The 14,480-nt window shown below is 31.6% G+C and carries 12 protein-coding genes and 1 pseudogene; 9 read left to right on the top strand and 4 right to left on the bottom strand.

Going from position 1 to position 14,480, the window contains the following annotated elements; translation table 11 throughout:
- The first annotated feature begins 26 nt into the window (after positions 1-26).
- Genes hrcA through dnaJ form a run of 4 tightly spaced genes read left to right on the top strand, consistent with a single transcriptional unit; the run spans position 27 to position 4,641 of the window.
- Positions 27-1,067, top strand: coding sequence for a heat-inducible transcriptional repressor HrcA (hrcA, locus tag KSU54_RS01420; protein ID WP_008791490.1), 1,041 nt, complete (start codon positions 27-29; stop codon positions 1,065-1,067).
- A 2-nt stretch (positions 1,068-1,069) separates the two neighbouring features.
- Positions 1,070-1,621: a nucleotide exchange factor GrpE gene (grpE, locus tag KSU54_RS01415; protein ID WP_003536732.1), complete on the top strand. Its 552-nt coding sequence runs from the start codon at positions 1,070-1,072 to the stop codon at positions 1,619-1,621.
- A 17-nt stretch (positions 1,622-1,638) separates the two neighbouring features.
- The gene (dnaK, locus tag KSU54_RS01410; protein WP_003536734.1) at positions 1,639-3,456 is read left to right on the top strand and encodes a molecular chaperone DnaK; all 1,818 of its coding nucleotides are present in this window, start codon (positions 1,639-1,641) and stop codon (positions 3,454-3,456) included.
- Positions 3,457-3,516: 60 nt separating this feature from the next.
- On the top strand, positions 3,517-4,641 hold the full coding sequence (dnaJ, locus tag KSU54_RS01405; RefSeq protein ID WP_003536735.1) for a molecular chaperone DnaJ: 1,125 nt from the start codon (positions 3,517-3,519) through the stop codon (positions 4,639-4,641).
- Positions 4,642-4,676: 35 nt separating this feature from the next.
- Here the strand turns inward: dnaJ and KSU54_RS01400 are convergent, their stop codons facing one another.
- The 3 genes and pseudogenes from KSU54_RS01400 to rpmB form a co-directional block, all read right to left on the bottom strand.
- Positions 4,677-5,495 carry a YhjD/YihY/BrkB family envelope integrity protein gene (locus KSU54_RS01400; protein WP_008791493.1) on the bottom strand — a complete coding sequence of 273 codons (819 nt, stop codon included), beginning with the start codon at positions 5,493-5,495 and terminating at the stop codon, positions 4,677-4,679.
- A gap of 91 nt (positions 5,496-5,586) precedes the next feature.
- Positions 5,587-6,944 (bottom strand): annotated as a pseudogene (locus KSU54_RS19265) (glycoside hydrolase family 1 protein).
- A 199-nt stretch (positions 6,945-7,143) separates the two neighbouring features.
- The gene (rpmB, locus tag KSU54_RS01390; protein ID WP_003536741.1) at positions 7,144-7,329 is read right to left on the bottom strand and encodes a 50S ribosomal protein L28; all 186 of its coding nucleotides are present in this window, start codon (positions 7,327-7,329) and stop codon (positions 7,144-7,146) included.
- A gap of 238 nt (positions 7,330-7,567) precedes the next feature.
- On the opposite strand from rpmB, the gene KSU54_RS01385 reads away from it, so the two are divergent.
- Together KSU54_RS01385 and KSU54_RS01380 are read left to right on the top strand one after the other, a co-directional pair.
- A complete protein-coding gene (locus tag KSU54_RS01385; RefSeq protein WP_003536743.1) occupies positions 7,568-7,924 on the top strand; it encodes an Asp23/Gls24 family envelope stress response protein in 357 nt (118 codons plus the stop codon).
- Positions 7,925-7,936: 12 nt separating this feature from the next.
- Positions 7,937-9,592, top strand: coding sequence for a DAK2 domain-containing protein (locus KSU54_RS01380; RefSeq protein ID WP_003536744.1), 1,656 nt, complete (start codon positions 7,937-7,939; stop codon positions 9,590-9,592).
- A 140-nt stretch (positions 9,593-9,732) separates the two neighbouring features.
- On the opposite strand, the gene KSU54_RS01375 is transcribed toward KSU54_RS01380, so the two are convergent.
- Entirely contained in the window at positions 9,733-10,869 is a 1,137-nt protein-coding gene (locus KSU54_RS01375) for a site-specific integrase (RefSeq protein ID WP_117791886.1), read from the bottom strand.
- 60 nt (positions 10,870-10,929) lie between these two features.
- On the opposite strand from KSU54_RS01375, the gene KSU54_RS01370 reads away from it, so the two are divergent.
- The 3 genes from KSU54_RS01370 to KSU54_RS01360 all read left to right on the top strand — a co-directional run bounded on the left by KSU54_RS01370 (position 10,930) and on the right by KSU54_RS01360 (position 14,134).
- Positions 10,930-11,184 carry a hypothetical protein gene (locus KSU54_RS01370; RefSeq protein WP_117791887.1) on the top strand — a complete coding sequence of 85 codons (255 nt, stop codon included), beginning with the start codon at positions 10,930-10,932 and terminating at the stop codon, positions 11,182-11,184.
- 191 nt (positions 11,185-11,375) lie between these two features.
- The gene (locus tag KSU54_RS01365; RefSeq protein ID WP_158561780.1) at positions 11,376-12,407 is read left to right on the top strand and encodes an SIR2 family protein; all 1,032 of its coding nucleotides are present in this window, start codon (positions 11,376-11,378) and stop codon (positions 12,405-12,407) included.
- Positions 12,407-14,134 (top strand): ATP-binding protein, encoded by a 1,728-nt coding sequence (locus KSU54_RS01360; protein WP_117791889.1) that lies wholly within the window; start codon positions 12,407-12,409, stop codon positions 14,132-14,134. Before KSU54_RS01365 ends, KSU54_RS01360 begins: the two co-directional genes overlap by 1 nt.
- The last annotated feature ends 346 nt before the right edge of the window (positions 14,135-14,480 follow it).

Here is a 14,480-nt window from a genome sequence, read left to right as displayed (position 1 = left end):
GATGAGTGCTAAGGGTGGTGAAACTGATGCTTACAGCGAGGCAACTATTAGTATTTAAATGTATTGTTGATGAGTTTATTGAAACGGCTGAACCAGTTGGGTCAAAAGCTTTGATGACAAAATATCAATTGCCTTATTCAAGTGCAACCATTCGTAATGAGATGAGTTTTCTTGAAGAGTATGGTTATTTAGAAAAAACTCATACATCTTCCGGACGAGTTCCTTCGGTTGAAGGATATCGATTCTATGTTGATAATCTTGCAAAGCGGGATCTAGATGAAGGGATTAAAAACCAAGTAGCGCAAATTTTTAGCGATCGTCATCGTGGTTTGAATGAAATCATTCATGAAAGTTGTGAGATGTTAAGTGAACTAACGCATCTAACATCGGTAGTCTTGGGACCAGATTCTAGCGAAGATACTTTGCAGCAAATCAATATTGTTCCTTTGAATGATAACCGAGTTACTGCGATTATTATTACGAATCAAGGCTATGTTGAAAACAAGGTGTTTGATTTAAACCGTAATCATAAAATTGATGATTTGGTGAGTTGTGTTGCAGTGATGAATGATTTATTGATAGGGACACCGATTGATCAGGTAGCATTTCGTTTAGAACGTGATGTAAAACCGGTGTTATCAGCTAAAATCAAGGAGCATGAGGAATTATTTAATGCTTTTCTTGAAGCTTTTGTTCGATTTGCTTCGAGCAATGTATATTTTTCAGGAAAAGAAAATATGTTATACCAGCCTGAGTATAATGATGTAAATAAATTGAGAAGAATCGTTAGTGCATTTGAAAACTCTCAAGTATGGAATGCCTTACAACCTTTATCTGATGAAGAAGGAGTAACGGTAAGAATTGGTTCTGATTCACCGATTAATGAAATTGAGGATGTATCGGTCATCTCAGCTTCATTTAGAACAGGAGAGAGAACCAAGGGATCTATTTCAGTAATTGGGCCAACAAGAATGCCTTATGAAAAAGTAGTTTCCTTAGTAGAGTATATTTCAAGGAATATTGAAGAGGCGTTCTTTGACGAATCAGATGATTCAAACGATGAATAGAGGTGAATGTAGTGGCTAAGGAAAAAGAAACAGTAGTAGATGAAGAATCTACAGAAAAGACTGCAGAAGAAACAGTTGAAACAAAAGAAGATGAAATTACAGTTGAAGATCAACTTAAGAATTTAGAAGATGAAGTAAATACTTGGAAAACTGATTATTATAAAGTGTTTGCTGATATGGAAAATCTTAAGAAGAGATTACAGAACGAACATGCTAATGCAATGAAATTTATGATGCAATCATTTATTGAAGAATTATTACCTGTTGTAGATAATTTTGAAAGATCATTAGCTGTAGTTGATCCTAGTGATGAAATTAAAAACTTTTTGAAGGGTTATGAAATGATTTATAACCAACTGATGGAAGTATTAAAGTCACAAGGTGTTGAAGTAATTAAAACTGAGGGTGAAGAGTTTGATCCAAACTTCCATCAAGCAGTTATGACCGTAAAAGATGATAACTTTAAAACAAATATGATTGTTGAAGAGTTACAAAAAGGATATAAGTTAAAAGATCGCGTTATTCGTGCATCTTTAGTAAAAGTAAGTGAATAAATAGGAGGAATTTAATTATGGGTAAAATTATTGGTATTGACTTAGGTACAACAAATTCATGTGTCAGTGTTATGGAAAACGGTGAAGTTAAAGTAATCGCTAATCCAGAAGGAAATAGAACAACTCCTTCAGTAGTATCATTTAAAAATGGAGAGATTATCGTTGGTGAAGCTGCTAAACGTCAAGCAGTAACTAATCCAGATACAATTATGTCAGTTAAACGTCATATGGGTACTGATCATAAAGAACATGCAAATGGTAAAGACTATACACCACAAGAAATTTCAGCAATGATCTTACAAAACTTAAAAGCAACAGCTGAAGCATATTTAGGTGAAACTGTAACACAAGCAGTTATTACAGTTCCTGCATACTTTAACGATGCACAACGTCAAGCTACTAAAGATGCTGGTAAAATTGCTGGTTTAGAAGTAGAACGTATTATCAATGAACCAACTGCTGCTGCTTTAGCGTTTGGATTAGATAAATTAGATCAAGAACAAAAAGTATTAGTATATGACTTAGGTGGAGGTACATTTGACGTTTCTATCTTAGACTTAGCTGATGGAACTTTTGAAGTATTAGCTACTGCTGGGGATAATAAACTTGGTGGTGATGATTTTGATGAAAAAATCATGAATTGGGTTGTTGAAGAATTCAAAAAAGATCAAGGTGTTGATTTATCAAATGATAAAATGGCAATGCAACGTGTTAAAGAAGCTGCTGAAAAAGCTAAAAAAGACTTATCAGGAACTATGCAAACACAAATTTCATTACCATTCATCTCAGCTGGTGCAGCGGGGCCTTTACACTTAGAATTAACATTAACTAGAGCAAAATTTGATGAATTAACTCGTGATTTAGTTTTAAGAACTGAAACTCCTGTACGTCAAGCATTGAAAGATGCTGGTATGGACCCAACTGAAATTCATCAAGTATTATTAGTAGGAGGTTCTACTCGTATTCCTGCTGTTCAAGAATCAGTTAAAAAATTATTAGGAAAAGATCCAAATAAATCTGTTAACCCTGATGAAGTAGTATCTATGGGTGCTGCAATTCAAGGTGGGGTTATTGCTGGTGATGTTAAAGATGTATTATTACTAGATGTTACTCCATTATCATTAGGTATTGAGACTATGGGTGGTGTAATGACAGTATTAATTGAAAGAAATACAACTATTCCAACAACTAAATCTCAAGTATTCTCAACTGCTGCTGATAATCAACCTGCTGTAGATATCAACGTTTTACAAGGTGAAAGATCAATGGCTAAAGATAATAAACAATTAGGTTTATTTAAATTAGACGGTATTGAACCAGCTCCACGTGGTGTACCTCAAATCGAAGTAACTTTCAGCATTGACGTTAATGGTATCGTAAATGTTAAAGCTAAAGATTTAAAATCTCAAAAAGAACAATCTATCGTTATTCAAAACTCAACTGGTTTAAGTGATGAAGAAATTGATAGAATGGTTAAAGAAGCTGAAGCTAATAAAGCTGAAGATGAACAAAAACGTAAAGATATCGAAACAAGAAATAAAGCTGAACAAATGATTAATGAAATCGATAAAGCTTTAGCAGAACAAGGTGACAAAATTGATGCTACTCAAAAAGAATCTGCTGAAAAATTAAAAGATGAGTTAAAGGCAGCTTTAGATAACAACGATATGGCTACATTAGAAGCTAAAATGTCTGAATTAGAACAAATGGCACAACAAATGGCTTCATATGCATATCAACAACAAGGTGGAGCAGGAGCTAGTGATGCAAATGCTGGTACAGCAAATGCACAAGATGATAATGTTGTTGATGCAGATTTCGAAGAAAAGAACTAATCATTTAAAGCCAAGGCTTTGCCGCCTTGGTTTTAAATAGTATAAAAAGAGGGTGAAAATATGGCTGATAAAAGAGATTATTATGAAGTCTTAGGTGTAAGTAAACAGGCTTCAGCTGATGAGATCAAACGAGCTTATCGTAAAAAAGCAAAACAATATCATCCTGATGTCAACAAAGAGCCTGGTGCTGAAGAAAAGTTCAAAGAAGTCCAAGAAGCTTATGAAGTATTATCAGATGCTAATAAAAAAGCCACTTATGACCGCTTTGGTCATGCTGCATTTGAGCAAGGTGCTGGTAATGGTGGTGCTGGTGGTTTTGGTGGATTTGGATTTGAAGATGTTGATTTAGGAGATATTTTTGGATCTTTCTTTGGTGGTGGCGGAAGATCACGTCAAAGAAATACAGGACCACGTCGTGGTGATGATCGCTTAATGCGTTTAAATATCAGTTTCATGGAAGCAGTAAATGGTGTAAAGAAAGATATTAAAGTTACTTATGATGCACCATGTACTCATTGTAACGGTAGTGGGGCTAAAAATCCTAATGATGTCCAAACGTGTTCACGCTGTGGTGGACGTGGAACTGTTCAACAGCAGCAAAGTTCACCATTTGGGACATTTGTAACTGAAACTACTTGTCCTGACTGTAATGGAACTGGAAAAGTTGTTAAAGAGAAATGTCCACATTGTCATGGACGTGGATATGAAACTAAGACAGTGACAGTACAATTAGATATACCAGCTGGTATTAATTCTAATCAACAATTGCGCGTAGCTGGCAAAGGTGGACGAGGAGCAAATGGTGGACCTAATGGAGATTTATTTGTAGAAATTCAAGTAGGAAGTCACGAACATTTTAAACGTGAAGGGCGAAATATTCATATTACTATTCCTGTTTCTAATGTAGATGCTACATTAGGATGTGAAGTTGATGTTCCAACTGTTCAAGGGGATGTTACAGTAAAAATTCCTGCTGGAACACAATCAGGAACAATACTGCGTCTAAAGGGTAAGGGCGTTAAAGATCTTCGTAGTACTAATTATGGTGATGAAATGGTTAGAATCGAAGTTAAGATTCCGACTAAACTTTCATCTGAAGAAAAAGAATTATATACTAAATTATCAAAACTTTCAAAGAAGAAAGAATCAATTTTTGATGCATTTAAACGTCAATTTAAAAAATAAAAACGAAGGAAAAATATTCTTCGTTTTTTATTTTTTTAAGAATGATTATTTTTTTTCATTTCAATGATTAATCTTTTCATATGAGCTTCAAACATGATATACATGCCAATAAAAATTGTTTCAGCAATCAGAGAAAAAGATATCATAATAACTACAACAGAAGCCAATGGACCGTATACGCTAGTATAATCTGCTATGCTAAAATAAAATTCAAGAGCAGATAATAAAATTAACATCAGTATACTTGAACAAAAGGCTCCTTTTACAATGTCAAAAATGTGAACATGAACATCTGGAATAATCTTATATAATAAAAATAAAATAATAAAAAAAACTAAAAATAAATATAAATCACCAAGTACTAAAATATCTTTAAAATTAATAAAATAATTAATTAGAGGGATGATTGTTAATATGGATATTATTAGTAATAATAAAACGAAAACAGCAATCGTTTTTAAAAGCATTAATAATTGTTCAATAATTATATTCCTTTGATGTGCAGAAGGAAATAAGTTTTTTGAAATTCCATAAAGCTGGTTGATTCCTCGACTAACAACAAATAATGAGATAAATAAGATAATTATTGATGATAAAGTAATATGACTTGATTTTAAGGATGCAATTATTATGTTAGAAAATTCAGGAGTTAAGTAGTTTTTTAGTAATTGTTCTAAGGTGCCAAGATCAACATTTAATATGGAGGCAAAGAAGGCAAACAGTGAACAAATCGGTATGATTGACATGATTAAATAGTAAGCAAAGCATAAACCAGCATTTTTATTAACTTTATAGCGGTAGTCGAGGACCCGATTATTAATACGATAATATAATCTTTGAATTAGTTTTTTCATTTCTATCACCTACTTTTTATTGTACCTTACTTTTTATTTAGATGTATAGATATTAAAACAAAAAAATTAGCCAAAACGGCTAATTTTTAGATTAATCATTTTTTATATCGTCACCATTGGTAGAAATAACTTTTTTATACCAATAAAAACTTTTCTTTTTATAACGTTTCATATCTTTTAAGTCTTTATCATCCCGATTAACATAAATAGTACCATAGCGTTTAGACATCTCTCCTTGAGAACTCAAAATGTCAATTGGTCCCCACATTAAATATCCACGACAGTCAACACCTTCATTAATTGCTAATGCGATTTGCTCAAGATGATCTTTCATGTAATCAATTCTTGTATCATCGATAACGGTTTCATTTTCTAAAATATCACGCATTCCAAAGCCGTTTTCAACGACCATAATCGGTAAACGATATTTCGCATAAATATCCCTTAAACCAATACGTAAACCAAGGGGATCGATTTGCCAACCCCATTCACTAGCTTTTAAATATGGATTGGTAGCTGCTTTTGCATTACCGTTCATTTCAATGCTTAGTTTGCCATGTGAAGCTACTGTTGAAAAATAATAACTTAATGATAGCCAGTCAACCTTATTCTTTTTGAGCAACTCTAAATCTCCATCTAGCATTTTTGGCAGATTATTTTCATTTTTCATTTTTGCCATCATGTAACTTGAATACTCCCCGTACGTAAACATATCAAAATACATGTCTGTAAGTGCCATTTGATTTCGAGATTCTAGCTCGTCAAGAGGATTACAAGTGGCGGCATAAGCAGGAATATATATTACCATTCCTAAGACTTTAGCATCAGCGATAGTATGAACTTTTTCAACAACTTTAGCATGAGCAACAAAAGTATTGTGAACCAGCTGATTAATAATGTTTGTTCGTCAATGTCTTTTGGACAAACGGCACCATAAGCTACCTTACTGCTGCCTGGTAAAGCAATTGCATTTTGTTCGTTAAATGAAATCCATTTTTTTACACGATCACCATAACGGTCAATCATTTTATTAGCATAGGTAACAAACATATCTACTACTTCCCGTGAATAAAATCCGTTATATTTATTCATTAGCAATTGGGGCATTTCGAAGTGATATAATGAGCACATTGGCTCCATTCCATGCCGAATCATTGAATCAATAAAATCATCATAGAATTGCATACTTTCTTCACTAAAGTTAATACCATCTGGGCATACTCTTGACCAGTCAATTGAGAAACGATAACTGGTGAAGCCCATTTCTTCAAATAATGAAAAATCGTCATCATAACGATGATAGCTATCAATTCCGTCTTTAAAATCACTATGTTCTGGTTTAGGGAAGAGATCACACACTGCAGGACTTTTACCACCTGCGTTATAAGCACCTTCGCTCTGGTGAGCGGTTACAGCACCACCCCATAGAAAATCTTTTGGAAATGTCATTTAATTATCCTCCTAATTTATATAGTATTATCATATTAGGAAATAATTGAGGTGTAAATACATTGGCCTTGTTTATTAATATAGTTTCATTGAATAAGAAAATAATGTAAATTTAATGAAAAAAAGTTTCAAAAAAACCAATCATAGAATAACTATAATTGGATAAAATAAAAATAGTACCGCAGTACTATTTATATTATTAAGCTGATTTTCTCAAAGTTCTTAATTCTCTAGCAGAAATTCTTACAGTCGTAGGTTTACCATCTACTAAAATAGTAGCTTTTTGTAAATTAACATTCCATTTTCTTCTACTTGAGTTTAATGCATGAGAACGTGTATTTCCAGACATAGGTCCTTTACCACTGATTTGACATTTTCTTGACATAGGTTCTCCTCCTCTTCATTAGTAGTGTTTTAACGTACTTGCATATAGTATCATTTTTAGTTTTAAATTGCAATTATTTTTTGAAAAATTATTACATTTATTACATTTTTTTTGCTTGAATTTTTTTTATGGTTTGTTACAATAATTTCTGACTGCAATATAATTGTCAAGAACGAATTTTTAAGATATAATTAGTTATTGATGAATACAATTCAATTGTATACGAGGAGGTATATAAATGATTGAAAAAAATAATAATATGGGAACTGTTAACATTTCTTTAGATGTTGTTGCTACAATTGCTGGCGGTGCTGCAATTGAATGTTATGGCGTTGTTGGAATGGCAAGTCAAAAAAAATTAAAAGATGGTTATTATGATTTGTTACGTAAAGAAAATTATTCTAAGGGAATCGTTGCTCGAGATGGTGAAACTGGTTTAATTTTAGATCTATATGTTTTATTAGGATATGGAATTAAAATGACGGAAGTATTACGTGAAGTCCAAAAGAAAGTTAAATATGTAGTTGAGTCTACTTTAGATGTAAATGTCGAATCAGTGAATGTATATGTTCAAGGTGTTCGAGGAATAGAGTAGAGGAGATAGAAGATGAAAGTTGTAACTGGAAAATTATTTAAAGAGATGGTTTTATGTGGCGCAAATACGTTGCATAATAATCATCCTGAAATTGATGCATTAAATGTCTTTCCTGTACCTGATGGTGATACTGGAACAAATATGTCTTTGACATTTTCTGCTGGTGCTAAAGAAATTGAGGGAATGGATTCAAATAATATTGGAGAAATTTCAAAAAAATTATCTAAGGGACTTTTAATGGGAGCTCGAGGAAATTCTGGAGTTATCTTATCACAAATTTTTAGAGGGGTTTCAATGGCACTTCAAGGTCATGAAGAAGCTGATGCAGTACTTTGGGCTCAAGCACTAGAAAGTGGTGCAAAGGTTGCTTATAAAGCTGTTATGCGTCCTGTTGAAGGAACTATTTTAACAGTGATTAGAGAATCGAGTGAAGCGGTAGTAAAATACGCAAAGCCTGGAATGGAAATTGAAGATGTTTTCTCTTATTTTGTTAAAGAAGCAGAGGCTTCATTAGAAAGAACACCGGAATTATTACCAGTTTTAAAAGAAGTTGGAGTAGTAGATAGTGGTGGAGCAGGACTACTATTAGTTTTTACTGGCTTTTTAGCTGGATTAGCAGGAGAAACAGTCGATTATGTAGAAATTAAATCATCTGATTCCGCGATGAATGCTGTAGCTGATATTGAAGGTGGAGAAGAAGGTTATGGATATTGTACAGAGTTTATTGTTCGTCTAGAGCCTTCTTTGGTTGATAAATTTAAAGAGGAGCAATTAAAGAAAGAATTAGCGAGAATTCCTGGTGAAAGTATTGTTGTTGTTCAAGATGAAGATATCGTTAAAGTTCATGTTCATACTTTAAAACCTGGTAATGCTTTAAACATTGCTCAACGATTTGGTGAATTTGTTAAACTGAAAATTGAAAATATGCAAGAACAGGCAGATACTATTCAAAGTAATGCAGGAACGATTGTCGGAGTTGATGACAATGCTAAACCAAAACGTGAAGCTAAAGAAACAGCAGTTATCTCTGTTTGTGCAGGTGATGGTCTAAAGGATGCTTTTTTAGAACTACATTGTGATTATGTTGTTAGTGGTGGACAAACAATGAATCCATCAGCTGAGGATATGGTTCAAGCAGTTAGAGATGTAAATGCGAAAAATGTAATTATTCTTCCAAACAATTCTAATATTGTTATGACTGCGCAACAAACAGCAACAATTTTAGAAGATGAAGTAAATGTTATTGTTATTCCAACGAAAACTATTCCTCAAGGGTTATCAGCATGTATCATGTTTAATCCTGATGCTTCATTGGATGATAATGTTGCTGAAATGACAGAAGCAGTAGGAAATGTAAAAACAGGACAAGTAACTTTTGCAATTAAAGATACTAATATCGATGGTGTAGAAATTAAAGCTAACGACTATATGGCTTTGGTGGAAAAAGATATTGTTGCTTGTAAAGATAATAAATTAAAAGCATTAAAAGTTGTTTTAGAAAAACTAGTAGATGAGGATGCTGAATTGATTACATTGATTTATGGTGAAGACGTAAATGATGATGACATTGAAGAAATTGAAAGTTTTGTTGAAGATAATTTTGAGGCTGAATTAGAAGTAGTAAATGGTAAACAGCCTGTTTATTCATTTATAGTTGGTGTAGAATAGATACTCAAAGATACTACACAATACTCAATAATACAATAGAATATGAAAAGCTCGATAGATTCGAGCTTTTTTGTATCTTGTAGTTTGATGATGTATTGTTGATTATGCTTCAAATTTATTTTAGGTGCTTATTTAGGGGTTTATTTTTTTAGGTTATTAAATATGTTCTCAATGTTTATAGATAACTGTTCACTCGCTTCATGAGCTGTATGTAAATAGATATCAGATGTTATCCTAATACTGCTATGTCCAAGATGTGTTGATATACTTTTTAAATCCACTTTATTGTAAAGAAGTAATGACGAGTGGATATGTCTTAAATCATGAATTGTTAGATTGTGATAAGGTGTATTCTTAAGAATAGTTTTAAGTCTTGAGCGAACATTAGCATAGTGGATGTATGAATCATTAATTGAAAATAATAGGTCTGATTTCAAGTTATGATTAATTATTTTTTTCAGTAGCTTATTTATATAGATTCTCCGATAAGAATTATTGCTTTTAGGAGTACCAACAATAAATTCATTATTTGCTTTTGAAACAGATTTGTTAATGTCGATATAATTCTCACTAAAGTTAATATCATTGATTGTGATAGCTAGTGTTTCACCTATACGTAATCCAGTTAGTAGTTGAAATTTGATGATGTCATCATAAATATTTTCATCTTTTAGATAAGAATATATCTCTTTGATACTTTGAATAGAGAAAATGTATTTCTCCTTTGGATACTTTTCAGATTTTATTTTGCATTTACTACAAGGATTTTTATCAATCCATTCTAATTCAACAGCGTATTGTAGGATTGAATGAAGTTTAATCTTAATAGTCTTTAGATAGGAAATCGTTAATGTATGATTTCCTCTTTTCTTTTTACTACAATGAATTAAAAATTTTTGAATGACTAAAGGATTGATTTGAGATAGCTTCATATCTTTAAAATAGGGAAGTATATGAACTTCTACTATATTAATTGTAGTCACTTGAGTGGTGATTTTTTGATTTAATTTCATATAGTTATTCAAATACATTTCCCATAAATAATCAATGGTTAATTCACTAGGAACATATCTGACCATATTAATATGATTTTGTAACTGTTCTTCAATGAGAAGAGCTTTTTTATATGCTTTTTGTTCAGATATATTTTCTGGTGGGTGAAAGGTCTGACTAATCCGTTTTTGCTTTCTTTTACCATTATCATCAATGTAATAACCAGCATAAGCTATGATTTTAAAACTTATACCATTTTTTCTTATTCTTTTTTCAATTGCCATTTTATTTGCCTCCTGCTTTTAAGTAAAAGCAGGACTAATTATAGAGAGGAGTTGTTAATAATGGAAACTGAATTATTAAAAGAGATTGTCGATAAATTAAAAGAGTTAGACTTATCATTAAATGAAATTAAGAAGGATATTCAATCAACACCTAAAGTTAAAACTATTATGTCTATTAAAGAATTTTGTGTTGCATCAGGTTTAGCAGAGTATGTAGTAAGAAGAATGATTAAAGAAGGTACGGCGGTTACTTATAACTGTGGTAATAAAGCTTATATTCATTATGACAGAACTTTAGAAAAAATGTTTAAATAATTCAATCAAATATGCGTAGTTCTTATGCATAGATTTTTATAAAGATCTGTTTTAGAAAAGTTGTTCAATATTAGTTTTAATCGATTAAAACTACCAAATTTATTTAATTTTTACAGAAAGGTAAATTAGAAAGAGACATAAGATAGAAAATGATATATAATTACATTAAAATAATGAAAGGGGTGACATATGTGGACTCTAATCAACTAAAATCAAATATACAAAATTTTTTTCAGGAAGGAACTGTTATTGTTGTTGGATCAGGGTTATCCCTAGCGGAAGGAATACCTGGTATGAAAGAATTGGCAGATGAATTATTTAATGTATTGCCAAATTATCTTGTTGATCAAGATGATAAATTGATTTGGGATAAGATAAGGTCTAGTATATTAGCAGGAGATGGATTAGAAAAAGCGCTTCATGTGGTCAAACCGTCGTTGTTTATAGAAGATAAAATTAGAGACATTACAGCTAAATTAATATATAGGTATGATAAAATCGTGTTAAATGATATTATTTGCAATCATAGAAAATTAAGATTTTCAAAATTTTTAGAGTATTTCAATATAAGAAATGATGGTATAGTTGTAATTACAACTAATTATGATAGATTGTTAGAATATGCATGCGAGTATAATGAATTAAGAATTGATACCTTATTTGTAGGAAAGTGTATATCTTCGTTTCAGCCAAATAAAAATAAGTTTCAATTTTGTGAAGGAATTAAAAAAATAGGAAAAACAACAAAACCTATATTTTCACCCAAAGTAAAAATATTAAAACCGCACGGTTGCTTGAGTTGGCATTTGATTGATGACAAAGTATATTCACTACCTATTGAGGTTGACAATACACCTTTAATTATCACTCCAGGTTTAAATAAGTATAGAGAAGGCTATAATATCCCGTTTGACACACATAGAAATATGTCTAACGAGGCAATAGATGGAGCACAAAAATTTATTATAATTGGATATGGTTTCAACGATGACCATCTAGAAACTCATTTGATGAGGCAACTTGAAGCTGGGAAACCAACTTTAATATTATCATGGGGATTATCAGAAAAAATAAGAAGTTATGCAATGAATCATCGCAATATAATTGCAATATGTTGCGATCAAAAAACAAATGGTTCAAAAATTATATTTAAGAAAGAAGAGACTATTATGGAAAATGTTAATATGTGGGATATTGTTGAAATGTTGAAGGAGGTATTTTAGTGGAAAATTTATTTAAATTTACAAAGCAAGATTTCTTAGGAAGTGTAATCAATGTTGATTCTGAGCATGTAATTATTCAAATCGAAAATGAAAGTATTATGACACAAATATGTGTTGGTAACTTAATAGCTATTGAGACAAGTAAAGGTCATCAATTATTAATTGCTTCAATAGACAGAGTAACTAGAAAAACTTTAGATGATTTAGATGATGAGGACGATGTCATTTTGAGTGCAGATTACGTTAAGGCTAGTATTATTGGTACTTTTCATGCAGTGTTTGGTGAACAAAAAAATTTATTTAAACGAGGGATTGAAGCTTTTCCTAAAATTGATAGTAATTGCAATTGTATTTTAGGAACAAATTTACAAAAGTTAATGAATATTCTTAGTAACAATATCAAAACGGAGAAAAAATTAAAATTAGGGAATTTTGTAATGGATGCGGAAGCAAATGCGATTTTAGATGGAAATAAACTTTTTCAGCGACATGCTGCTATTTTGGGTAGTACTGGTTCTGGTAAAAGTTGGTGTGTAGCTAATATTTTAGAAAAATCTAGTGAATTGAACTTTGCAAATATAATTGTATTTGATATGCATGGAGAATATAGTAATTTATCAGAAGGTGTTGAAAAAATTGCGGAAAGCTTTCGGATTGCTGGACCTGGAGATCTTGAAACTGATAGTGATGAAATCATATTTCTTCCATACTGGCTTTTAAATAGAGAAGAATTATTATCTATGATATTGGATAGAAGTGATATGAATGCACCAAATCAAGCCTCAAGGTTTACAGCGCATATAAATAATTTAAAAGCAGAAACATTAGAAGTTGAGAAGAAAAAAGATGTATTAAAATCGTTTACTGTTGATTCGCCAATCCCATTTAAAATAAATGACTTGATTAGTCTTTTAAAAGTGGATGATACAACTCCAGGTGTTGGAGCAAATAATAAACCTATAAAGGGTGAGTGGCAGGGAAAATTAACAAGATTTATTTCTAGATTAGAAGCTAAAATTCAAGATAAAAGATATGGTTTTATGTTTCAGCCTAGTTCAAAAAGTTTAGCATATGAATGGCTTGAAGAAATGATGTGTAATTTGTTAGGTGCTATTGATGGCAAAAAAGGGATTAAAATAATTGATTTTTCTGAAGTTCCATCAGATATTCTACCAGTTGTTACAGGCACACTTGCTAGATTATTGTACAATGTACAATTTTGGATTGATGAAGAAAGTCGAACTCCTTTCACGATAATATGTGATGAAGCTCATCTGTATCTGCCTGTAAAAGAAGATGCAGATAGTGTTCAAAAGCAAGCGTTATATAATTTTGAAAGAATTGCGAAAGAAGGAAGGAAATATGGTGTATCTATTTTAGCGGTTAGTCAAAGACCAGCTGATGTAAGTAAAACTATTTTAAGTCAATGTAGTAATTTTATAGTTTTGAGATTAACAAATGAACGTGATAAAGGGGTAATTAAAAATCTATTACCAGACTCCTTAAAAACCACTATCGAATATCTACCACTTTTAGATATTGGAGAAGCTTTAGTAGTAGGTGATGCCATCTTGTTACCAAGTAAAATAAAACTTGATAAACCGAAAGAGTCGCACCAACCTCTAAGTGGTACAAAAGATTTTTGGGATGAATGGGATACAATAAAACCAAATAATGATGCTGTTAAAATTGCAATAGAATCATTAAGAAAACAAAGTCGAAGTTAATATATTAATTTTATAGGTAGTTTCTTTGCTTGTGAATTTGATTATATTTACGGTTATTATAGATAGAAATTTACATTTTGATTGTTCTAAATAATTGCTTCAAATAGGGGCTTATTTGGAGTTTAAAACTATTTCACACTCTCAATATCACTTAACTAGGGGGTACGGATTTATGCAAAAAACATCCTGTTTATCGTATTATTTGCGTTTCAGTACACTAGAAGGAACGGGTTATGAAATTGGTGTCGAATAATAAAGAGAAATTAAAAAATAATGTATTGTAGTGACCCCGGCTCCGTGTCAATAGTGGAGGGGCTTAAGAGATAGCGAAAGCTATCTCTTTTCT

Origin of the sequence: Erysipelatoclostridium sp. MSK.23.31, assembly GCF_019125875.1 — a bacterium.
GTDB classification, from domain to species: Bacteria; Bacillota_I; Bacilli_A; order Erysipelotrichales; family Coprobacillaceae; genus Thomasclavelia; species Thomasclavelia ramosa.
The sequence above is the reverse complement of the archived record's forward strand: the minus strand, read 5'-3'. Positions and strand labels throughout refer to the sequence as shown.